The following is a 24,295-nucleotide window of genomic DNA, read 5'->3' as shown; positions in this document are numbered from 1 at the left end:
ATTTATCTCTTCATTTTATATTGCATGTGGAAATATAGTCCTCCCTCAAACATAACTCTTAGCTGGAATCTTATAGTATTTTCTCCTGGTTTTAAATAACGCTTTATATCAATCGGTAAATTTTTAGCTTGTAATGTTTGATCTTGGTCATTTCCATTGTTACAGTACCTTTTTTCATCTAGAGAATCAATGTTAGTAGGGAAGCTAAGTAACTTTGTGCCGTTGACATATATTAATGTGCAATCATTATACCATAAATCTTTTACTGCAAAATACTCAATATCGTCCATTATTGCATCTAAAGTTAATTTGAATTCTACAGTATGCAATATTGTATTGTCCGGTTCATTTGTTGCAGCTATAAGTGCTCCATCCTTTGGAAATGCCATAATGCTCCCATGTGGTACCGGTTTTTTGTTGAAGATATAGTCACCTATTTTAGTTGCCGGATTATAAGGGGTCTCAAGTAATTGGTCTGATGGAAAGTCGTTATAATCAACTTTTATGGGGAATCCTTTAAATTTTCTACAGCCGACATTGTGGCCTAAAGGTTCAAACTCGACAACCTTTCTATCAAAATATGATAAACAATGGCGTTCTAAAGGTTTATTAGGATCAATAGGTCTCCAATTCGTCGGGCATTTTCCTTTTGCAAGTTCTCCTATATCGCTTTCAGGCCATTCTGCATTACCGTGATTGTTACCGGAAGGAGCTTTCTCTGTGCTAGGAATTTTAGCACAAGTAGGTACTAATATAGGAACACAAAGATTTAGCTCTTGCCAAGTTTTATCTCTTACATCCTCAGTCTCAGCGTTATATGTCGGCTCAGGAGGAGTATTGTTATCTCCTTTTGTATATGTCACTGTATAATATTTTGAAGGATCTACCGGTACTAATATTGGTCCTATGTTAGGTTTCGGCTCGATTCTATCTGTATAATTCCTACTTAAAACACATATTGGAGTATTAGCCTTATCGTTATTGGTATAGCATTTACTCGGAATCTTATTTATATTGCAAGTATAAATTGTAATACCTCTTCCTGGACCTGACACTGTTTCTTCTAGAGTACAGCGCTTTAGATCTATATCTTTTTTACATAAGCTAAGATTTGGATATTTAACGTTATATTTTTTTTTAAAATCTTTACAATTTATAGTATCGTTGTTGTGGAGTTTAGCAAGTACACAATTTGTTGAGTCATGATTGTAACCGGGCATAGGTGATCCATCAGGTAAAGTAGGACGCAGCATAGGGGTACAATGTTGGAAATTTTTCGGCATCAAGCAGGCATGCGTTCCACCTTGGATATATTTACCGTTTATATATTCTAAATATTTTAAATATACCGCACTTGAGTCAGGATTTCCATTACTATCATAAGGTGCTTTATCGTCTTTATATTTACCGTGAATAGTCAACTGATTGAGAGCATTCTCTCCTGAAAACGGCATAGCAATATATTGATCTTCCTTTGGATCTTTAGGTATAAACGCAACGGAAGAACTATACTTATAACCGGCAAGCATTACTATGCTTTCTGTGTCAGTGGGGTTGGGAGGTGGAGGTCCGGCGTATGCTAACGGCGTTACAAGAGTGCTTGTTTCATCTATGATATTGTCGCCTTCTCTTACTTGTACTGACGCAATGAATTGTGGTTTATAATAAGCATCGTTGGGATTGCTATTATTAGTACAGGTAATTCCGGCATATTGCTTTGCACATTCATAAGCAGCTAAGCTGTAAGAATGATTTACTCGCGGTACACAATCTATTAAATTACCGGACTCAAATAAGCAAATATTATTAGGATTTTGCTTATCGTCTTCGGTATTACTAATAGAGACATAAAGCTTTCTATCTTTACCTTTGTTGTCTTTTAAGATGACATCTGTCTTTATAGGCATTAAGCTAGTTGTATCTTGCTTTTGTACCTTAGGAAATTTTACGCTTACATCCTTAAATTCGCCGATATTAACTCCCCACACTTTTTGACAGGTAGTGGAATTAGAACTTGGACAGTCCGGTATATCGCTTATGTAGTAATCGCTGGGTGTTTCTACATTTCCAATTTTCTGCGAATATACTATTCTAAACCCTTCATTACAACCGTTAGCCGTAACACTACATGGCGTAGCAATTTCTGTATTAATACATGGAGTGTTGCCTGAAGTATTCTTACACGATTTAATTAAATCTTTAAAAGCCGTATTAGTATGAGTAATTTTTGCTGAAGAAAAATCTATATTACGTGGTTCTACACAAGTTTTGAGGTCAGAGCGAGAACTCGTGCAAAGCGGAACAAGATTGCTAAAGCTAACACGTATGGTATTATTAACAATATTGTTTTTAACATTAATATTAGATGGCACTACACAAGCCGGATTAGTAGAAGATTGGTCAAACTGGCCGCTTGCATCTTTTATGCTACATACATTATGAGCACTCGCATTAGTGGTAATATAATCTAAATTTGGACAATATGGTGGTGGAAAAGGCCCTAAAGGTAATTGTACACAACCAAAAGAATAGCTATCTACAGAACCGTTTAATGACCCAAGTGCTTCAATAATTTTTATTATTAAAGTAGGAAAAAAATTAAAAATCTCTCCTATTGCATTAAGTATTGATTGAAGTACTTTTATAAATTCTGAATTTTGATCTATCATACCAAGAAGCTGCCCTAATAAACTTGGTAAACTTACTCCTTTTATCGTTTCAACTAAAAATTTTAATACTTTTGCAATAGGGCTAAGTTCGTTAGTGTGATGAAGAGGTTGACGGTTAGGATTCCAGTCCATCGGATCAAGATGTACACCGGAATCTGAAACAAGGTTAACAAGTCCAGGATCGCTATAAGCACAAAGTTTAGGAGGTTTTAAAGTAATTATTTTTCCGTCTATACCGATTATCTTATTATCAGTTTCTGTATAACCGACTTTATTGAGATGTACTCCATCGGTATAACCTGGATCTGCAGGGGAAGGTGGGGCATTTATCCCGGGAGGTGGAGGCATATCCGGTACGGCAACTCTAGCACAGACTCTAGTTAGAGGTATACCGTAACCTGTAGGCCATACTACACATTCTCCATCCCAATTTAAAGTAGAGTTTTGGTGCCAACAAGCTATGGCATTACAGCTTTGAATTCTAATACGAATTTTTGGAGTAAAGTAACTACTATCAGGAGCTTCTTCTGCACATCTATTGAGTAAAAAACCGATAAATATACCTGGGTAATCAAATTTTAATAAACAAGTATCATTATTGCGACCGTCGCTTTTATTCCAAGGAGGACATAATGTGTCTGGTTTAAAAGGTCCTCTTGGCTTTGCATTGATGCCTCCATCCTTATTCCAAATTTCCGTTCTCTCACTTTGACCGCAATTACATGGATCGCTAAGACACGTGACTATATCATCCCAAATAGATGCATATACATTAAATGAGAAAAATGAAAATAAGAAAAATAGTAAATATTTTTTTAACACTTTGAGTATTCTTTATGCTCGTTGTTTTTATAGTTCATAATAAATTATTGTCATCCCACGAGCTTGTAGCGGGATCCAGTCCTTTTTAATTTTTTTTGGATCCCATAATAAATCACGGGATGACAGAGTGCAATATTAGTCCGTATTTAACTCATTATATAGGTAATTAACCCAATTATCCGGAGGACCTTGGTGTTGTTCAAGTATTTTTTTATAAATATCCATTTCCTCCTGTCTGCTTGATAAAATACGGACAACTCCTATTAAAGCAGCAATACTTAATTCAGAAGCTATCGATTCATTATCCTTACTAATTAAGAACATTCTTGTAGAAAGTATTAGCTGTGATAATTTTCGTATTTCCGGCTTGCTTAAACCTAAAATTTTATCTAAATCTTCTATTTTAACGTCAGACGGTAGAATAATTTTAGTATTAATTAAATCAAGCCAAGGTTTTATAGTATATTTTGGATATGACTTAAGATAAATAAAATTGAAATTACTGACGAAAATACCGTTATTTTGAGACAAATTATTATAGATTAAATTTATATTATCATAATAAATCTCAGGTCTGTAAAGTTGATCAAAATTATCGGCAGCAAATATTTTAGGTTTTGTGCCAACTAGACTTAAATGATAAGTAAAAGCATAAATTACTGCTGCACTAATACTTTGGTGTTTCTTTAAATTATTATTAAATTGTTCTAAAAATTTTCTCTCTGTCGGGTAAAATTGTTTAGAAAACGGCTCATCAGAAAGTTTATATAAATTAAACCCTATAACTTTCCCTTCTTCAATGTTAAGAGACGATCCGTCAAATAATCCGGAATATAATTGTTCTTCGGTAAAAACTTTAAGTTTATCAAGTATTTGTATTCCTCCTTCCTCCTTAAAATCTTCTAATTTTAAAATATCGGAAAAAATACGTTTTTCTTTTTCAATTGATAAAATTTTATTTTTTAATTTCTCTAGAAAGGATATCTCTATGTCGCTAAGAGGTGAAATATAATGACCACTGATTAATTTTAAAAATTCTAAAATAAATGCTTGTGATTTTTCTGTATCATCTACTAAAAATGGATTGATAATTTGTTTGTCCGGTTCTAACCATTTGCCTTCTATTGCCTCGATAAAAATTTTAGAATCATTATTATTAGAGATATAAATTATTGTTGGATCGTATTTAGTCGATTCTGATATTAAAAAGTTCAATAATACGGTTTTGCCGGTTTTCCCCGTACCAAAGATGCAAGTATTACCTTTATTCGTTTTATCATGAAAATTCATGAAATATGGAGTACCTTTCTCGGTTCGCAGTAAAGTTATAGCCTTACCCCAAGGATTATATTGATTACCGAGTGTAGTATTATGAAGAGCGGTAAGAGAAGCAATATGCTCTACGGATAATGGCGACATTCTACGTATAAAGGCAAAGTTAGCAGGTAATTGCGACCAAAATATTGGCTCAATATTAATATCTTCTTTTACATGAATAATACCAAGTTTAAAAAGTTCGGTTGATGCTTTAGCTACGGCTGCATCTAGTTTATTTTCATCTTCTTCTATAACGGCAATTGAAATTTGCTGATTACAAAATTGAAAATCTAAATTAGCTGCCTTAAGCTTATTAATCCCTTTGTGATTAAGTAAAGTTGAGTCGTTAGTAATTTTTAGAATATAATCTTGACCACGCAATTTGGATATTACTTGTTTTTTGCTAACAAAGTAAAATATTTCAGTTATTATTAATTCAATCGGTAACTGTAAAAATTTATCCAGTGTATTAGAAGGAGTTTCATGATATTCTTTTATAGATAGTAAAGAAACGAATTTATTATTTTTCTCATGATCCGTAACTACCATTTTATCGCTGCTAATTGTATAAATACTTCTACCTATTGCATCGGATAAATCTATTATAGGTACCAAACAATCATTATTATTAAGGTTAGCTATGCGATTATATAAAAATAAAGGATTAGAAAAAACATTATCATTTTCAAATATTATACCGAGTTTTTCAGCACCGAATTCGTTTAAATCATTTAAAATATTATTAGTGATATTGTCTAATTTTTGAAAAGCTGAATCTAAGTAGTTATTTTCAAAATCAGTAATTAATTTATTAGATAAAGAATTTATTAAAGAGTTAAAATTTGTGATGTTAACTTTAGCAGAATCATGTACTATAGATATATATAAAGTATTAACGAATTTATCATTCCAATGGTTTTTTCTTTGCCATAAGGTATGAATATTTGCCGGTAATAATTTTTTGTAAGGAGTTGAATCGTCTAAGTTTTGTTTTTCTCGTATTGTATGTAGCCAAAAAGCAAAATCATAATCGGTTATATTCTTTTTTATAGAAACTCTAACCATTTCACGTAAATTTTGTATGTTATCGCTTATTTTCTCTGAGGTAATGCCGTGTATTTTGATAATTTGTAGTAATTTACCGTCTTTGGTAAGTAAAGTATTTTCATTATAATGACATGCTATAGGTATAAAATTAGGAGCATTATAATTATATATATCTTTGTCAAATTTTCGTAAACCACTAAACACAAATAACCTGAATTTAAATTTGAAAAATTGGCTACATCGTCTTTGTAAGTCCTCGGATGCTCACGTATTAAGTATACACTCTGCCCCTCGGCTTACAGACTCCTTGCTCTTTTCCAAGTTGAACTTCGTATAATAACTCTTCATTTCACAGGAGTATATACTAATGAACTTTGCCTGCGTGGATGCTAGAGGTGTCATTGCGAGCAGCCGTAGGTCTCTACTCGATGTCATTCCCGCGAAAGCGGGAATGACATAAGAGCCATGCAACAAAGCCACTTTAACAACAACTAGAAACTTTATATTTTATATTTAATAAACAATTATTCACTATAGGCAATGATTTTTTGTAATCCTCCCATGTAATTTATCAAGACATCCGGTATAGTTATTGATCCATCTTCATTCTGATAATTTTCAAGTATTGCAACCATAGTTCTTCCGATAGGTAATCCTGAAGCATTTAAAGTATGAACTAAGGTAGTTTCGTTACTGCCGAATTCTTTATATCTTGCTTTCATTCTACGTGCTTGAAAATCTCCACAATTAGAACAGCTAGCAATTTCGCGATATTGCTTTTGTCCCGGAAGCCATACTTCTATATCATAGGTTTTTTTTGCCGCAAATCCCATATCTCCGGTGCAAAGTAACATAACACGATAAGGAAGATTCAGTTTTTGTAAAATAGTCTCTGATGCATTAGTTATATATTCATGCTCATTTGTTGATTCTTCAGGGGTAGTAATAGATACTAGCTCAACTTTACCGAACTGATGTAATCTAATCATACCTCTTGTATCTCTACCGCTACTACCTGCTTCTGATCTAAAGCACGGGGTGTAAGCAACATAACGTATCGGTAATTTTTCTCTTGGTATAATAGTATCGGCGACCATATTTACTAAAGATACTTCTGCGGTTGGAATTAGTCTGTAGCCATTGGTTGTTGCAAAAGACTCTTCGGCAAATTTAGGTAGTTGTCCTGCATTATACATAGCATTATCTCGAACTAATACCGGAGGTGATATCTCAAAGAAATCCCACTCTTTAGTATGAACATCAATCATAAAATTAATTAAAGCACGTTCTAGCTTTGCTAAATCACCTTTTAACGTTACAAATCTAGTTCCAGAAATTTTAGCAGTTTGTTCAAAATCCATTAAATTTAATTTTATACCTAGTTCAAAATGCTGTTTATTCAAAGCATTTGGATTTGTCTCTCCGTAAGTACGAACTAATTTATTCATACTTTTATCCATTCCGTAAGGTACTTCTTCGTCCGGAATATTAGGAAACATATTTAATAGTTCATTTAATTCGTTATTATTATTTAGATCATGTTCAAGTGCTTCCAACTTCTCATTTATATGTTTGACATCTCTTTGTAACCCTTCAAATTCTTCGCCGCTTTTAGAGGCCATATTACCTAAAATCTTTGATTTTACCTTACGTGCATGCTGCAATTCTTGAATTAAACTCGTAATTTTTCTTTTCTCTCCGTCGAGCATAGCAATTTTACTAGACATAGGTTCAATAAATCTTTGGCTAAGCTTTTCATCGAACAATTCTTTATTTTCTCTAATCCATTTGATATTTAACATTTAGTGTCCTCAGTTTTTCTATAAAATTACATATAATTATTGAAGTTTCATATAATAAAAGTAGCGGTATTGCAAGAGCAAACTGGCTTAAAATGTCAGGAGGCGTTAATATTCCTGCAATAATAAAGTTAATTACCACGGCAATGCATCTTTTTTGCTTAAGTGTTTGTACCTTAACTATTTTTAGTATATTTAATATCATTATCACAACTGGCAGTTGAAAGGCGACTCCAAAAGCAATAATTAAATGAATAACTAAATTTAGATACTCGCTAATTCTTGCTTCCAAAACTATCGGTAGGATCATATCACGTTTTTCAAAACTAAGAAAAAAATTCCAAGCTTTCGGCATTACAAAGTAAAAAACAAAAATACTACCGCACCAAAATAAAATAGGCGACATAAAAAGAATAAAAGCGATAATTTTTTTTTCATGGCGGTGTAACCCGGGACTGATAAATAAATAACACTCCAAAGCAATTATAGGTATAATAATAGTAAAAGCAGTAAAAGCTGCAAGTTTAATATAGGTAAAAAATGCTTCTGTAAGCCCTGTATAAATTATATTTCGTACCGTATCACCGCTTAGCTTAGCAAGCGGTTTTAATAAAACACTATAAATATTGTCGCTAAAATAATAGCAAATAGCAAATATAATTATAAAAGCAGTAAATATTCTAAGAAGCCTTATTTTTAATTCTAATAAATGTTCTTGAAAACTATATAGTTTCATAAAAATTCTGACTCTTCATTTCGCAGAAATATATATATCAATATTATAAACTTTTTTTAATAATTGTCATATGTTTTTAGAAATATTCACAAAGCCTAGTTTCTTTCTATATATTTTATAAAATATCGGGATAAATAACATGCTAAACAGAGTATTACCTAAAAAGAATACAGGCCAAGTAAGATATTTTGCACAAATACCGCCAAGGCTAGCTAGAATAATACGGCTAAGCGAGCTAAAAGATGCAATAATAGAATATTGTGTGGCAACAAATTCACTATTGCAAAGGCTAGCAAAATAGATAGAGATAATAGTTCCTGCAAAGCCTGCACAAAAATTTTGTACTGTAACAGTTATTATAAATGTCTGTATATCATAGCCGATAGTAGCAAGAATCATAAACATAAGAGGTGACAATAATTGAATCACTCCACCAATTAAGACACTATGAAATATACCCATTTTTGCAGCTAAAACGCCGCTTAAAGCTCCTCCGACGATCATGATTAGTAACCCGTACGCTTTGTAAATAACGGCAATTTCATGAGTAGTAAAACTTAAATCGAGCAATAAAGGCGAACTCATAGCCATAGGTATAGAATCCGCAGCCTTATATAAAAAGATAAACAATATAATTAGCAGTAAATATTGCTGTTCATTTTTTAAGGAGATAATACTTTTTTTAATAACTTCAAAATATTGTTGTAATCCTATTAAATGAGTAGTTGTATGGTGTATTGCTTGTGATTGTGGTTCTTTGATACATAAAATTACTATAGGTCCAATTAGAGTAATGAATAGAGCCGATTTATATACTGTATTCCAGCCGAAAATAATTGATGAATATAAAGTACCGACGCTGCCAAGTAACATACCTAAACGAAACCCTATGCTACTAAAGGTAAAAGCCATTGAAAGCTCTTCTTTAGATGTAGGTCTCTCAATTCTATATGCATCAAGTACAATATCTTGTGTAGAACTGCAGGATGAAATAATAAATAAGATAATTGCAGTAATATATAAGTTATTACAAGGGCTTATGTTTAAGAACCCCGTCATCGCTAGGATTAAAAATATTTGTGATACCAATGCCCAGCCACGCCTGTGACCGAATTTAGAACATAAAAAAGGTATAGAGTATTTATCTATAAAAGGTGACCATATGACCTTTAAGCAATACGGAAAGGCAGCTAGTGATATCGAACCTATTATATCAGTGGTGTATTTTGCTTCGGATAATTGATATGGAACTGTAAAAAAAATTAAATTGAACGTAAGACCGGAAATTAAGCCTAAAAGTAAAATACCGATTAAATATGTATGGTTATTTATGTCATTCTTGCATGAATTGATCTTCAACGTCATTGTGAGGAAAAACTGTAAGTTGCGACGAAGCAATCCAGTAAAAAATTCTGATTTACAGAATATTCTATTATTATTTCTGGATTGCCACCACGCTCCTTGCAGTTGTGGCTTTGTTGCATGGCTTGCTTCCACTTCTGTCATCCCGCAAGTTTGTAGCAGGCCCCAGTTAAAAATACTAATATTGTTAGTATTTTTAGTTGTTTTCTGGATACCGTGGTCAAGCCATGGTATGACACCGAACACGTTTTTTGAGCCATGCAACAACGCTTTCAGTCGCTCGCAATGACGATTAGGTACACACGCAATAATGCCTCGCAGGAATGACATAAAGGAATGATTAAAAATTTTGTACATGAAATCTAATAGCTTTAAATAGTTACTTAATATTTCATTTTTAGGTAGTAAGGAGCGACTTTGGAAAAGATTTTACCGACTACCGGTATTTTAGTTACAATAGTGCTGATTAAGAAAAAGGAAGGAATAACATTTCCTTTAACCATAATTAATTGCTGCTTGGTATCAATATTACCTGTCATAGTAAAATCAAAGAACGGTCCATGTGCTTCCGTATCAAAAATTGTAATTATATTTCCTCTATAATTAAATTTACCGATCATATCTTCAAATAAAATATTTTTATTATTAGTTATTGAACTAAGAAAACCCGGCAACGAAACAAAGGAAACAAGCCGTGTTAAAAAAGGAGTATCGACTACTGTAAAATGTTTTATAGAAAATTTGCCGTCTAATATTGGCACTATTTCACCTTTTTTTACTTCATATCTTTTTGTATTTAAGTTGATGTTAATTTGACCGTTTTGCATAGTGGTATACATTCCAAGTCCCTTAAGTAATGCTCCGGCATTATCGGATTCAATGAACCATTGTTCAAAAGTTTCCTTAGCAGTAAGCGACATCTTAACTTTTTTATTATCAATATTAGCATTTAGAAAGCCGGAGAAACACCGCACTTTATCACATTTAATTGCTAAATCAAGATTACCTAGAATTATATTATTCTTTAAAAGTATTTTTGATATATTAGTTTTTAAATTAATATTACGTGTAGAATCTCCCGCTTTTTCTAAAAACTGCATCATATTAGCATTTGATAAATCTAATCTGTTGCCATAAAGTGTCGTATTAAGATTATGGTTATCTATAATTATGTTTCCTTTTAAATCCGTATGATTATGTTTAACAGAGGCTAGATTAATATTATAAATATTTTTCTTAATTAAGGCATTACCGTTAATTTTTAGATTATCCTGCCCTGAAAGGTTAAATACAATATTTCTATCGAAATTTTTATCATTTAATTTAGTATATAAATATAAATTGGCTTTTTTATATAATTTTTTATGAATAGATACTTTATCTATATAAAATTCTAAATTATTAAGATTAGAATTCACGGTAATAAAACTCTCCTTATTATGCTGTTTTTTATACTCAAAATTTAAAACGGTGCTGCCTGAAATTAATTTAAATACTCCAAATCTTTGATTATTTGCCGCAATATTGCTTTTTATTTTAAGTAAACACTCATTATTTTTATCCGATATATCATGATCATAAGTAAAGCTGCTTGCATAATTATTAATGTTACCTTTACCGCTAATATTTAGTTTATTATCTTTAAAAATACCTTTGGCTTCACCGTTTTGTAATAGGATATTATTGTCTAAGGTGTTAAAAGAGATATTTGTTAATGTTGACAAAACATTATAGCTATTAGGGATATTGGGGCTAATAGGAATTATTAGCTCTATTATTGAATTTGCCGTTCCTTTGATTTTTTTAAGATCAATATTTTGAGCTTTAATATTTTGATATGCATCATTTGGAACAAAGGCAATTAAGTCATTAATTTCACCTTTAGCAGTAGCATTAAAAACAAATTGTGATTTATCCAGTCCTTCCCATTTGAAAGTCATAATACCGTCTGAAACGACACTTTGACCGCTATATGCTTCATTAATTAGAAATTTTATTTCCGGTCCTGAAATGATTATATTAGTATCAACTTTAGTCAAAGGTGGTAAATCTGTATGATATTTATATTCAAAATTCGAGATATGTAAATTTGCTTTTAAATTATCTTCTACTAAAATATTTTTTTTTAAAAATTTTTTATCTAATTTAATATTTAATTCTCCGTTTTGGATGTAACCTTGTTTTATATGTTCTCGTAAATATGAGATTATAGGATTATTAGGAATGATTTTTTCGACTGTTTGATAAATTATTAAAGGCATATTTGCGGCAGCTGCACTTGCATCGATATTTTTATTGGTTATTATACCGCTTAGTGATAAAAAAGCTTTGTTCCCAAAGGTGAGTTTGCAATTAACAGTCTTTGGATTATCTTTAGAATAGGTGGTTTTATATGAGCATAAAGCATTTCCTAGAGGTAAGTCTGCTCCTTGCTCATCAGTTAGGATATCACTTTTTATTGAAGTTAGTCGTATGTCGGTTAGGGAATTTTTTTTAATTATATTTAACGAATAATCACCGGTCGTTGAAGTATTTATAATCTCTTCATCGTTATTTGAAATTACGGAAATTTTATCGATATTAAAATTAGCCTCTATTAACGAATTAGAGAAGAAATTTTTGAAATTAAAGAAAAGATTAAAATCGTTAATTTCTCCTCTAGCATTATCTATAAGACTTAAGGAAATTTTATCTATGGATAATCGGTTTTCTTTAAATTCTAAATTATGTAGTACAGCTTTTATATCATTTTTACTTAAATAAAATTCAATTATTTTTTTCAAAGGTTTATTTAAGTGTCCTTTATTTGCACTATAAACAGTTAGAGTTATAGCCAAAGATAATGAAATCAGAATTATAAAAATACTAATAAAGGTTTTTTTAATAAAATTCATTTGAGCTTGTAAATCTATTGAAATATGATAAAAGCTTTATATACTCGGGTAGAACTGCAAAAATTGGCTACATCATCCTACAAGTACTCCGGTCTCACGTATTAAGTATACGCTCTGTTCCTCGTCTTGTGGACTCCTTGTACTTTTTGAAATTGAGCTTCGTCTATACTACTCTTCATTTATTTGAGGTATACACTTGGAATATAACGTATAATTTTAAAATTTAATATAAAAATCACAAAAAATTATGAATATTACATTTATCGGTAGCGGATATGTGGGATTAGTCTCAGGTATTATTATGGGCTATTTAGGTCATAATGTTACTTGTCTTGATAATGATGAGGTTAAAATATCCAAATTAAATAAGCAAATATTACCGATTTATGAAGCTAAACTTGATGAGTATCTTAAGCAAGCTTTAGAATCTGATAGGTTAAAATTTACAAATATTTATAATAATGAACTTCAAAATGCTGATGCAATATTTATTACGGTCGGTACACCTTCAAAAGGGTTGGGAGGAGCGGATTTACAATATGTTTATGATGCTATTGATAAAGTTTTCGAGCATATAAATAAAGATTGTTTAATAGTCATAAAATCTACTGTTCCGCCGGGTAGTTGCAGTAATATTATAGCTTATTTAAAATCAAGAGGCTTTTCATTTAATGTTGCTTCTAATCCTGAGTTTTTAAGAGAGGGTAGTGCGGTAGAAGATTTTTTATATCCTGATCGTATAGTTATCGGTGTAAATAATAAAGAATCAGAGGAAATATTGCGAAAAATTTATGCACCTTTACAAGGTGCAAAGTTTGTGGTTACCGATTTAGTGACGAGCGAACTTATTAAATATGCTTCAAATAGTTTCTTAGCTACCAAAATTGCTTTTATTAATGAGATGGCTGATTTATGTGAAAAAATCGGCGGTAATATTAAAGATTTATCTAAAGGTGTAGGACTTGACCAAAGAATCGGTCAAAATTTTTTAAATGCAGGACCTGGTTTTGGCGGTTCGTGCTTTCCAAAAGATATTCTAGCATTAAATAATCTTGTAGAAAATCATCATATAGATTGTAGGATTCTTAAGGCAGTAATTAAAAGTAATAAGCAGCGTCCAAGTAATATGGTAGATAAAATAGCTACTTTGTTAGATGGAGATTTAAAAGGTAAAAATATAGCAATTTTAGGCTTAACATATAAAGCAGGAACAGATGATGTAAGAGCAAGCCCTGCCATCGCAATTGTAAAGATCTTATTAAATAAAGATGTATATGTTAAAGCATTTGATCCTATCGGTCTTGAAAATGCTAAAAAGAATTTGGAACATAAAAATTTGCTATATTTAGATTCAGCAGTTGACGCTTGTAAATCAGTAGATATTATAGTTATTGCAACTGAATGGTCAGAATTTAAAGAACTTAATTGGCAAGAAATTTATGATTTAGTAAAATCGCCGATAATCATTGATCTTAGAAATATACTAGATAATGAAGCAATGAAAAAAATCGGTTTTAGATATTATGCAGTCGGAAGTAAAATTTAGTCTTGTCGTTAAGGTTTTCGATGTTATTCCCGCGTAGGCGGGAATATTTATCTCGCTTTACCCTGGATTCCCGCCTACGCGGGAATGACATAAGGAGTCATACAGTAAGACAATAAACTTTAACATTAATTTAAAATGCGACCTGAATTTATTCATTTAAGAACTCAAAGCTCTTATTCTTTTCTAGAAAGTGCATTAACTATTGAGAAGGTAGTAGAACTTGCTTCATCGAATAAAATGCCTGCTATTTGTTTGGCAGATAAGGGAAATTTATTCGGCTCATTAGAGTTTGCATTATGTGCAGTAAAAAAAGGACTGCAGCCGATACACGGAGTTATTCTAAATATAAAATACGATATAGATATTTTTGCTCAAATTTTGCTTATAGCTAAAGATGAAACTGGTTATAAAAATTTACTCAAACTATCAAGCCTTACTTTTACTAAAAATGATCGTAAGATATGCGATCATATTGATTTTGAAGATTTAATCGAATATCAAGAAGGATTAATAGGATTATGCTGTTATACCGACGGTATTGTCGGAAAATGCTTGCTAGCTCGCAACGAGGAGCAAGCGATGCTGTTTGCACGTAAATTACAGGAAATTTTAGGAGATCGTTTTTACTTTGAGATTATGAGACATGAGCTACCGGAAGAACAGTTTATTGAGGATAGTTATATTAGAATTGCTGCCGAGCTTGCTATTCCGCTTGTTGCTACTAATAAAGTTTTGTTTAGTGAGAAAAGCATGCATGATGCACATGATGTATTGTTATGTATATCAGCCGGTGTTACTAAAGAATATCTGGATCGAAAAACAGTTAGCGAAAATTGTTATTTTAGATCACCGCATGAGATGATAGAGCTTTTTTCCGATTTACCTAGTGCCATCCAAAATACCGTGAATTTAAGAGAGCGTTGTTATTTTGCCGCACATGCAAACCCGCCGATGCTGCCTAATTTTGCCACCAAAGATATTAGTGAAACGGATTTAATTAAAAAAGATGCAAAAGAAGGGTTGCTTGCAAGGCTTGCTGCAAAGTTTAAATCTGAAAATATTGCGTTAGAGAATCAAGAAGCATTGAAAACCGAATATTTTGCTCGTCTTAATTATGAGCTGGATATTATCTGTAATATGAATTTTGCCGGTTATTTTTTGATTGTATCGGATTTTATTAAATGGAGTAAAAAAGAGGGTATTTTAGTCGGACCGGGTAGAGGATCGGGAGCAGGCTCGGTTGTTGCTTGGAGCTTGCTTATTACTGATCTCGATCCGATTAAATTTGGCTTATTATTTGAAAGATTTTTAAATCCTGAACGTATTTCAATGCCTGATTTTGATATTGATTTTTGTCAGGAAAGGCGTGAGGAAGTAATTAATTATGTACGTTCCAAATACGGTAATAATAGAGTAGGACAGATTATAACTTTCGGTAAGATGCAGGCAAAGGCTGTAATTAAGGATGTCGCTCGTGTGCTTAGCTTACCTTATAAATTCGCTGATTATCTAACGGAGCTTGTCCCTTTTAGTGCAGTTAATCCAGTTAGCTTAGAACAGGCAATGCGTGAAGTTCCGGAGCTTGCAAATGCCGCTAAAGGTAATGGGCTGTATAATTTAGACGGTGAAGCGGAGTTAATTAAGTTAGTGATTGATACTTCGTTAATTCTTGAGGGGCTGCATAGGCATTCCTCAACTCATGCTGCAGGAATCGTAATAGCAGGTACTGATTTAGTCGATATAGTACCGGTATATAAAGATTCTAACTCCGATATGCTGGTAGTCGGTTATTCTATGAAATATTCCGAGATTGCCGGTTTAATTAAATTTGATTTTTTAGGGCTACAAACCCTAACGGTTATTACCGATTGTAAGAAACTGCTTAAAGAGCAAGGGATAGAAGTAGATTTTAACAATATGACGTTTGATGATAATAAGACTTATCAAATGTTGTGTAAAGGTAAAGGAGTCGGCGTTTTCCAATTTGAAAGTATCGGGATGAAAGATGCACTTAGACGCCTTAAACCTGATTCTATACATGATTTGATAGCTCTTGGTGCGTTATACCGTCCTGGTCCTATGGAAAATATTCCTACCTATATAGCTTGTAAGCATAAATTACAACAGCCTGATTATTTACATGAGCTATTGAAACCAATCTTAGAAGAAACTTACGGAGTGGTGATATATCAGGAGCAGGTACAAAGAATTGCTCAGGTTCTTGCAGGTTATACGCTAGGAGCTGCCGATTTACTTCGGAGAGCAATGGGTAAGAAGATAAAAAAAGAAATGGAGGAGCAGGAAGAAATTTTTGTTAAAGGAGCAATTGCTAATAATATTTCGGAATCTCAAGCTAAATCCATTTTTGCGACCGTGGCTAAATTTGCCGGATACGGTTTTAATAAGGCACATGCTGCGTCTTACGGTGTTATTTCATACCAAACTGCATATCTTAAAGCTAATTATCCTGCTGAATTTTTAGTAGCATGCTTAAATCTTGAATTGAATAATCACGATAAAATTAATTTATTTTTACAAGAAGCAAAAGATAACGGCATAAAAATTATTGCACCTAATATTAATATTTCTGAAGGGTATTTTAGTGTACAGTTTTCGGACACTGTCATCCCGCATAGCGTAAAGCCTGTCATACCGCCACTTGATCGTGGTATCCAGGAAATTTCAAAAGATACCGTGGTCAAGCCACGGTATGACATCACGGGTGCAATAATCTTCGCCTTAGGTGCTATTAAGGGAGTTACGCCGAATTTCGGTAAGTTAGTAACGGATGAGCGAAAAGCAAGAGGGGCGTTTAAATCAATTACTGATTTTATTGAAAGATTACCCCCAAAATCTATTAACAGTAAATTATTGGAAAATTTAATCAAGTCAGGCTGTTTTGATGAGCTGCATGATAATCGATTGCAATTATTGTCAAGCATTCCAAAATTGCTTTCTTATTCAACTGCATATCACGAAGAGCAGAAATCTAATCAATTTAGCTTAATTAAAGTTTCTAGTTTAAGTCCAACTATTTTAGTATCAAGCGATTATGCCGATAAAAATACTTTAGCCTTTTATGAATTTGAGGCTATGGGTTTATTTATCTCTAATCATCCTCTTACGGAATATCAAGAAATATTTAGTCGTTTAAATATTTTAAATACTGCGGATTTGCATAATAACTTACCTGATGGTACTAACCGAGTAAATCTTGCCGGTGTAATACAAAAAAAGGATTCTCGTATGTCGGCAAGAGGTAGGTTTGTGACGCTCGTGCTTTCCGATCCTGAGAATATCTTTGAACTTAGTATTTTTAGTGAGGAAGTTTTAAAAGATTATGTACATTTACTTGATGTTAAAAGTTTGGTAGTTGTTAATTGTGACATAGTTAAAGATGAGGGAGGAATAAAACTAACGGCAAAAAGCTTTTCATCAATTGAGGATGCAATTAATAATAAACAATTTGAACTACAGTTTTATCCACAAAATCATGAAGAATTACGGCAGATAGTAACCTTGCTTGCAGCTCGTATAAATAATGAAGATCAGAGTAATGCTAAAGCTACAATCTATTTACAAAGCGCAGATGTAAAGAATTTTGTAGCAAAAATTACATTACCTGAAAAATTCTTGCTCCAAGGGCAAGATTTTGAGATTTTAAAAGGATATAGTAAATAGCGTATTTGTTGAGTGGTTCGGTTTTCCACTGTCATTCCCGCAAGGCATTGTTGTGTGGATATCGGGTCATCATTGTGAGCAGCCATAGGCTGCGTGGCAATCTCATGAAATAATAACAAACTTGAGATTGCGGACGTACAATTACTTCGTAATTTTCCTCGCAATGACGAAAAAACCGAGCCATGCAACAAAGCCAATGTCTCGCAGGAATGACATCGAAACCTTGAGTCAACTTTTTATAGGCAATACCTGAATTGACAGTAAAATGAATCTATAATTGAGTAATATTCTTTGATGTTTTTTTACCGCTAAATACTGCATTATTATTTTTATTATCGCTAAGTTCCATATATTTTGTTAGTCGATGTTTGTCTGGTATTAACTTTGCTTCTTTTTCTAAATGGATATTTTGCTCAAGATTTGGGTCTTTAATTAATTCTTTAAAATAATTACTTATGGATTTTAATCCCAATTTTCTCGTTAATTTACTTAAATACTTATAAAATTTATTTTTGATAGTGTGTTTTTTAGGTTCTGAATTTTTATTGAATGTATTATCGGTTTTAACTTCTTATTTTTTATCTTCTAATACTCCTGTATTAATTGATCTTTTGGTGTTTGATTTAGTTTTGAATTATCTGCTCTTACCCCAGCACCGGCATTATATATATACGATAATTTTTTCCGTTGTCTTTAGAGAATATTTTATAACATTTGTATGTAATCCTGTATTAGTAGGAGCATTAGAATATGATAAATATGCTTCTCCAGTTTTTTGCAGTTTATCATATATTTCATCTGTAGTTTTTTCTAAAAATTTTTTTAACTGTTCTGCTGGTGGTAATTCAGTTGAGCTAGTTAATTTACGTAAAAAGGATTGCTTATAAATCTCATCTAAGCCATCCATAAAATGGTCTAATTTTTTACCTGTATTTTCGTCAGGATTTAAAGCTTTATACGCTTAGCCGTTATAAAATGAACTGAGCCTAAATTATAATCTTTTGTGGATTTATCATAGGTACGGGCATCGTCAAGCATTTCGCAGTACTGAGTTGCTTTTGCTTCATACTCTATTTAAGGCTTGAGTGATATTGTCATAATGTTCTTTCAGCTTATTTTGGTTATTCTTGTTTAGAGCAGTATTTGTAAGTTGATTATCATAATTTTCTAAGTTACCGAACTTTCTATCATTATTTACATTCTCAACCATATTTTCAACTAATGTCAATAATTACTCACCTCAATATATCTACTTTATCTAATTGTTCCCATGTAAAATTTGCGTCTTCTCGGCCGAAATGACCGTAAGAAGCCGTTTTTTGATAACATGGAGTGCGAAGCTTAAGATGTTTAATAATTCTTCCTGGACGCATATCAAAATGCTGTGTTATGAGCTTAGTAATTTGTTCGTTGCTTAATGTGCTAGTACCGCAAGTTTCAGCATAAACAGATACGGGAGCAGCTACGCCTATTGTAGGATATTTGTATTTCACAGCGATCGGTAAGTCCTGCTCCTACTATATTCTTAGCAATATAGCGTGCCATGTAAGCAGCCGATCTATCTATTTTTGTTGGATCTTTTCCAGAAAAGCAACCGCCGCCGTGTCTTGCCATTCCTCCACAGCTGTCCACGATAAATTCCCTACAGGTTAAACCGCAATCTGCAACGGGACCGCCTATAAAAACCGACCCGTCGGATTAATTAGGTATTTAGTGTCTTTATGCAGTAAATTTCTTGGTAATGCCTGTTTAATAATTTCTTCCATTACTGCTTCAATAAGGTCTTTTTGTTGTATTTCCGGATGATGCTGAGTTGATAAAACTACTGTATCAATGGCAATTGGTTTGTTATTTTCATATCGTAACGTGACTTGAGATTGTGCATCGGGTCTAAGCCAAGACAAGATATTTTGTTTACGTAAATATACTTGCCTTGTCATTAATAAATGAGCGTAGTAAATCGGTGCGGGCATGAAACTATCCCTTTCATTACAGGCATAACCGAAAACCATACCTTGGTCTCCTGCACCTATGTCATCGTCATGTGCATTGTCAACACCCATAGCTATATCGGGTGATTGTTAATGATAGCTGAAATTACGACACAACAGCTACCGTCAAATCCATAATTTGGATTATTATAGCCGATTTCTTGTATCTTGCTACGTACTATTTGCTCAATATCCACATAGGTACTAGGCCGCTCACTAGAACTAGACCGGTGGTTACAAATGTTTCACAGGCCACACGACCGTCAGGGTCTTGTTTTAGAATCTCATCAAGTACCGTATCTGAAATTTGATCGGCAATTTTGTCCGGATGCCCTTCAGAAACTGACTCAGACGTAAATATAAAATTTTTCATACATTACGCTCCTTTTAAAATTCTTCAACTGTTATATTAATATATTTTTATATGCTTATTTTATCAAATATGTATTCTGTATTATATGTTGAAGTTATTTTTCTGGATTCCTGCTTTTGCAGGAATGACAGCAAGTCATGCAATAACGCCGCCTTTAGCTAGGAATGATACACCTTCAATGAATTTCCATCCAGTTATTACCTGCTCTAATTTCGGTTATAATCGGTACATCCATATTAGTAGAATTTTCCATGATTTTTTTAATAATAGGTGTTATAATTTCTACTTCATCAATCGGTGCTTCAAATAGTAATTCATCATGAATTTGCAGTACTAATCTTGTGTTAAGTTTACGTTTTTCTATTTCTTGATCTAAATTGATCATAGCAATTTTAATTATATCGGCATTAGTTCCTTGAATCGGAGCATTAATAGCCGCACGTTCTGCGAATTGTTTAAGCTTTTTATCATGAATTAGAGGTACAAAACATTTTCTGCCAAAGCAATTTGTGACATAGCCGTTGCTACTTGCAAAAGCTTTTGTTTGCTCCATATATTCTTGTACTCCTTTATATTCAGCAAAATATTTCTTGATATATGCGGATGCTTCGCCGTTAGTAACGTTTAATTGCTTAGCAAGCCCAAAAGCACTTATACCGTAAATGATACCAAAATTTATAGCTTTTGCTTTACGCCTATGTTCGCTAGTTAGTTCGTGTTTTTGTAAGTTAAAGATCTGACAAGCAGTTTGAGTATGGATATCGTCTTTATTGATAAATGCTTGTTTTAGTGCATCTATATTTGCGATATGGCTTAATATTCTAAGCTCAATTTGAGAATAATCGGCAGATATTAATTTATAACCTTCTTCAGCAATAAAAGCTTGTCTGATTTGATTCCCCTCACTAGAGCGAATAGGTACATTTTGTAGATTAGGTTCCTGTGAGCTAAGTCTTCCTGTAGTGGTAGAAGTTTGTAAAAATGTCGTATGTACTCTATGTGTTATATTATCTATCTGTTTCGGCAAACTATCGGTGTAGGTATTCTTTAATTTTGTTAGTTGCCTCCATCTTAATAACAAATCTGCAATATTATATCCATGCTCACTAAGTTTTTCTAGTATTTCCGCTCCCGTTGAGTAAGAGCTTGCTTTAGCTGAAGCTTTACCGAAAGGTAATTGCATTTTTTCGAATAAGATTTCGCCTAATTGTTTTGGCGAACCAATATTAAATTTAGTTCCGCTAAGAGCAAAAATTTCTTCTTCAAGTTTTAGAATTTCTGTTCCAAATTCAGCGGATAATTGTTTGAGGTAATTAGCATCTACTGTAATACCCACTTTCTCCATTTTATCTAAAATAAAACAAATAGGTAAATCAATGTTGCTATAAAGTCTAAAGGTTTTGTTGTCTTTAAGTTCCCATATAGTTTGCTTATAAAGTGTGATAAAGTTTATTACTATTTTTGCTGATTCGATAATTATATTTTCTATACAAGTTTCTTTCAAAACTTCTTTAAATAAATTTTTCTGTGATAAACCGGCAGATAACGCATACTGCATTAATTCTAAATCTTCTATAGCCGTAATGTCATGAGATTGGTTTGCATAAAATTTAAGTAGAGGTTTAAGAGAGTAAGTAATTTTTTTTATGGATTTATCGGTTAGTAAATTGAAGATTATATCCGAAAACCAGTTGTTATTAGTTTTAGTATTATAAGAAAATAGATCATGAGAAGTGTTTGAAATTTTAATAATATAGCTTTGGTTTTGCAGTGATAAAATAAAAGCAAGATTAGCTCCTTTATGCTGTAATAAATATATCCCGAATATTCCTATTTTCGTGGCTTCTTTAGCAAAGTCTGCTAACTCATTAGCATTATTAATTTCTTTTATTTCCGTTACTTTATTATCTGCTATCTCTTTGTAGTCGTTAATTTTAATATCCAATAAATTTTCTACTCTTTTATATAAAGATCTAAAACCGTATTCCTGTAAAAATCCTGTTAATTTATCGCTATTTGGAGGTGACCATTCTAAATTATTTAGCTGAAAATCTAAATCAACATTAGAATTAAGCCCTATTAACTGCCATGAAATTAACGCCGTTTCTCTTGAATTTTGTAAAGTTTCACGTTGTTTTACGCTTGAGACTTGGTCTAAAGAGTTAAATATATTTTCTACAGAACCAAATTGTGTTATAAGACTACTTGCAGTTTTTGGTCCAATAGATGGTACACCCGGAATATTATCCGATCTATCGCCGATTAAAGCCATTACTTCACGTAATTTATCAGAAGTAGTGCCAAATTTTTTAACCACATCATCCTCCGTAATATATTTCCCTTTTAACGGATCATATATCTTGATGTTTTCAGTCATTAGCTGTAATAAATCTTTATCGGAAGAGATAATGACTACATGTTCGCCAAGTGCAGCAGTTTTAGTAGCAAAGGTTGCGATAATGTCATCGGCTTCATAACCGTTCTTCTCTAGAATAGGCAAATTTAAGTTACTTGCAACATCACGAACTAAAGGTAATTGTACAATTAAATCTTCAGGGGGTGGAGGGCGGTTAGCTTTATAGTCGGGATAAATCTGATGGCGAAAATTTTGCCCGCCGCTGTCAAATACTACAGCGACATGTTTAGGCTTAAAGTCGCTCAGTAATTTTAGCAGCATTGAAGTAAAACCGTAAAGAGCACCGACAGGTTCGCCTTTTGGTGAAGTTAAAGGCTGTTGTGCATAATAGGCTCTAAAAACAAATCCGTATCCGTCTATGAGCAATAAGGTATTTTTTTGAGTCATTTTATGATTTTATTTTTAATTAGATCGTAATTGCAAGGAAATTACGTAAGTAATTGACGAAGCAATCTCAGGAGTTTATTATTACTTCATGAGATTACCGTGCAGCCTACGGCGACTCGCAATGACGACTCAATATTCGTGCGGGCAATGACGTAGCAAAACCTCACAACCCCACTATACTTCTAGCAAAATCATGTTGGTTGAATATTTTTAAGTCCTCTATCTTCTCACCTATACCGATAAAGTATAAGGGTAAATTAAATTTTTGTACTACTCCGACAATTACGCCCGCTTTAGCACTGCCGTCTAGTTTAGTCACGATAAGCCCCGTCAAATTAGTAGCATCATTAAAATGCTCTACTTGGTTATAGGTATTTTGTCCGGTAATAGCATCAATGACTAAAACGCTATGAGTGGGGGCATTCTCGTCTAGTTTTTTTATAACTTTTACAATCTTAGACAGTTCATCCATCAAATTTTTCTTATTATGAAGCCTACCTGCTGTATCGATAAAAAGTATATCGATATTTTGTTTTATCGATTCTTCCATCCCGCGATAAGCAACACTTGCGGGGTCAGCCGATTCTGCACCGGTAATAAGTAGTGCATTTGCTCTATCTGCCCAAGTACTTAGCTGATTTACGGCAGCTGCTCTAAAAGTATCGCAGGCTGCAACTGCTACTTTTTTACCTTGTGCCGAGTACATTGCAGCAAGCTTACCTATAGTCGTGGTTTTACCTGCTCCGTTAACACCGCAAACTAAAATTACGTTTAATTTATTTTCGCTTAAAGTAAAAGGAATTTCTGATTTTGATAGCTGCTGCTCTATTAATTTAGCAAGGGCTTCTTTTACTGTATCACTATCTATTTCTTTGTCAAATTTTACCTTTTTAAATTCTTCAATAATATTAGTTACTACCAAAACACTCATATCACTTGAGATAAGTAGCTCTTCTAGCGCTTCTAGAGTTTCTGCATCTAATTTTTTCTTGTAAAATATTTTGTCGATACCTTCCGATATTTTATTAGAAGTTTTAGATAAACTTTGTTTTAATTTACTAAATATCGAAATCATATTAGATAGTTTTTTGTTTTATGGATGTTGGTGTTACGCCTGCATGAGTATCAAATCGTCATTGCGAGGAAATTACGTAAGTAATTGACGAAGCAATCTCAGGAGTTTGTTGTTATTTCATGAGATTGCCACGCAGCCTATGGCTCGCAATGACGATTAGGTATCTACACAGATAAGCCA

The 24,295-nt window shown here is 32.7% G+C and carries 12 protein-coding genes and 3 pseudogenes; 2 read left to right on the top strand and 13 right to left on the bottom strand.

The window, feature by feature from the left end; translation table 11 throughout:
* Nucleotides 1-2: 2 nt before the first annotated feature.
* From ACHBLB_RS01585 to ACHBLB_RS01555, 7 genes are all read right to left on the bottom strand, one after another.
* Entirely contained in the window at nucleotides 3-3,491 is a 3,489-nt protein-coding gene (locus tag ACHBLB_RS01585; RefSeq protein ID WP_475842150.1) for a hypothetical protein, read from the bottom strand.
* Between the two features lie 135 nt (nucleotides 3,492-3,626).
* The gene (locus tag ACHBLB_RS01580; RefSeq protein ID WP_475842148.1) at nucleotides 3,627-6,059 is read right to left on the bottom strand and encodes a VirB4 family type IV secretion/conjugal transfer ATPase; all 2,433 of its coding nucleotides are present in this window, start codon (nucleotides 6,057-6,059) and stop codon (nucleotides 3,627-3,629) included.
* A 60-nt stretch (nucleotides 6,060-6,119) separates the two neighbouring features.
* Nucleotides 6,120-6,335: a palindromic element RPE5 domain-containing protein gene (locus tag ACHBLB_RS01575; RefSeq protein WP_475842145.1), complete on the bottom strand. Its 216-nt coding sequence runs from the start codon at nucleotides 6,333-6,335 to the stop codon at nucleotides 6,120-6,122.
* A gap of 44 nt (nucleotides 6,336-6,379) precedes the next feature.
* Nucleotides 6,380-7,657 carry a serine--tRNA ligase gene (gene serS, locus ACHBLB_RS01570; RefSeq protein ID WP_475842143.1) on the bottom strand — a complete coding sequence of 426 codons (1,278 nt, stop codon included), beginning with the start codon at nucleotides 7,655-7,657 and terminating at the stop codon, nucleotides 6,380-6,382.
* The gene (gene tatC, locus ACHBLB_RS01565; RefSeq protein ID WP_014365027.1) at nucleotides 7,635-8,390 is read right to left on the bottom strand and encodes a twin-arginine translocase subunit TatC; all 756 of its coding nucleotides are present in this window, start codon (nucleotides 8,388-8,390) and stop codon (nucleotides 7,635-7,637) included. The genes serS and tatC overlap by 23 nt, the downstream gene beginning before the upstream one ends.
* 66 nt (nucleotides 8,391-8,456) lie before the next feature.
* A complete protein-coding gene (locus ACHBLB_RS01560) occupies nucleotides 8,457-10,109 on the bottom strand; it encodes an MFS transporter (protein ID WP_475842141.1) in 1,653 nt (550 codons plus the stop codon).
* A gap of 26 nt (nucleotides 10,110-10,135) precedes the next feature.
* Nucleotides 10,136-12,646 carry a transporter AmpG 3 gene (locus tag ACHBLB_RS01555; RefSeq protein ID WP_475842138.1) on the bottom strand — a complete coding sequence of 837 codons (2,511 nt, stop codon included), beginning with the start codon at nucleotides 12,644-12,646 and terminating at the stop codon, nucleotides 10,136-10,138.
* Between the two features lie 247 nt (nucleotides 12,647-12,893).
* On the opposite strand from ACHBLB_RS01555, the gene ACHBLB_RS01550 reads away from it, so the two are divergent.
* Together ACHBLB_RS01550 and dnaE are read left to right on the top strand one after the other, a co-directional pair.
* On the top strand, nucleotides 12,894-14,192 hold the full coding sequence (locus ACHBLB_RS01550) for a UDP-glucose dehydrogenase family protein (RefSeq protein WP_475842136.1): 1,299 nt from the start codon (nucleotides 12,894-12,896) through the stop codon (nucleotides 14,190-14,192).
* A gap of 135 nt (nucleotides 14,193-14,327) precedes the next feature.
* The gene (gene dnaE / locus ACHBLB_RS01545) at nucleotides 14,328-17,873 is read left to right on the top strand and encodes a DNA polymerase III subunit alpha (protein WP_475842134.1); all 3,546 of its coding nucleotides are present in this window, start codon (nucleotides 14,328-14,330) and stop codon (nucleotides 17,871-17,873) included.
* Nucleotides 17,874-18,144: 271 nt separating this feature from the next.
* Here the strand turns inward: dnaE and ACHBLB_RS01540 are convergent, their stop codons facing one another.
* The 6 genes and pseudogenes from ACHBLB_RS01540 to ftsY form a co-directional block, all read right to left on the bottom strand.
* On the bottom strand, nucleotides 18,145-18,345 hold the full coding sequence (locus tag ACHBLB_RS01540) for a hypothetical protein (protein ID WP_475842132.1): 201 nt from the start codon (nucleotides 18,343-18,345) through the stop codon (nucleotides 18,145-18,147).
* Between the two features lie 172 nt (nucleotides 18,346-18,517).
* Nucleotides 18,518-18,780, bottom strand: a pseudogene (locus ACHBLB_RS01535) (hypothetical protein).
* Nucleotides 18,781-18,818: 38 nt separating this feature from the next.
* Nucleotides 18,819-19,083, bottom strand: a pseudogene (locus ACHBLB_RS01530) (hypothetical protein).
* A gap of 25 nt (nucleotides 19,084-19,108) precedes the next feature.
* Nucleotides 19,109-20,237: pseudogene (metK, locus tag ACHBLB_RS01525) on the bottom strand (methionine adenosyltransferase).
* Nucleotides 20,238-20,412: 175 nt separating this feature from the next.
* Nucleotides 20,413-23,040, bottom strand: coding sequence for a DNA polymerase I (gene polA, locus ACHBLB_RS01520; RefSeq protein WP_475842130.1), 2,628 nt, complete (start codon nucleotides 23,038-23,040; stop codon nucleotides 20,413-20,415).
* Nucleotides 23,041-23,203: 163 nt separating this feature from the next.
* Entirely contained in the window at nucleotides 23,204-24,115 is a 912-nt protein-coding gene (ftsY, locus tag ACHBLB_RS01515) for a signal recognition particle-docking protein FtsY (RefSeq protein ID WP_475842128.1), read from the bottom strand.
* Nucleotides 24,116-24,295: the final 180 nt, after the last annotated feature.

It is taken from the genome of Rickettsia lanei (genome assembly GCF_056242675.1).
This window is presented reverse-complemented; position numbering and strand designations above follow the sequence as displayed.

Excerpts from the sequence above, each read along its gene's own strand:
- ACHBLB_RS01550 (WP_475842136.1), top strand. The coding sequence starts at position 12,894 with ATGAATATTACATTTATCGGTAGCGGATATGTGGGATTAGTCTCAGGT.
- ftsY (WP_475842128.1), bottom strand. The coding sequence starts at position 24,115 with ATGATTTCGATATTTAGTAAATTAAAACAAAGTTTATCTAAAACTTCT.
- dnaE (WP_475842134.1), top strand. The coding sequence starts at position 14,328 with ATGCGACCTGAATTTATTCATTTAAGAACTCAAAGCTCTTATTCTTTT.
- polA (WP_475842130.1), bottom strand. The coding sequence starts at position 23,040 with ATGACTCAAAAAAATACCTTATTGCTCATAGACGGATACGGATTTGTT.
- ACHBLB_RS01560 (WP_475842141.1), bottom strand. The coding sequence starts at position 10,109 with ATGTACAAAATTTTTAATCATTCCTTTATGTCATTCCTGCGAGGCATT.
- tatC (WP_014365027.1), bottom strand. The coding sequence starts at position 8,390 with ATGAAACTATATAGTTTTCAAGAACATTTATTAGAATTAAAAATAAGG.
- ACHBLB_RS01555 (WP_475842138.1), bottom strand. The coding sequence starts at position 12,646 with ATGAATTTTATTAAAAAAACCTTTATTAGTATTTTTATAATTCTGATT.
- serS (WP_475842143.1), bottom strand. The coding sequence starts at position 7,657 with ATGTTAAATATCAAATGGATTAGAGAAAATAAAGAATTGTTCGATGAA.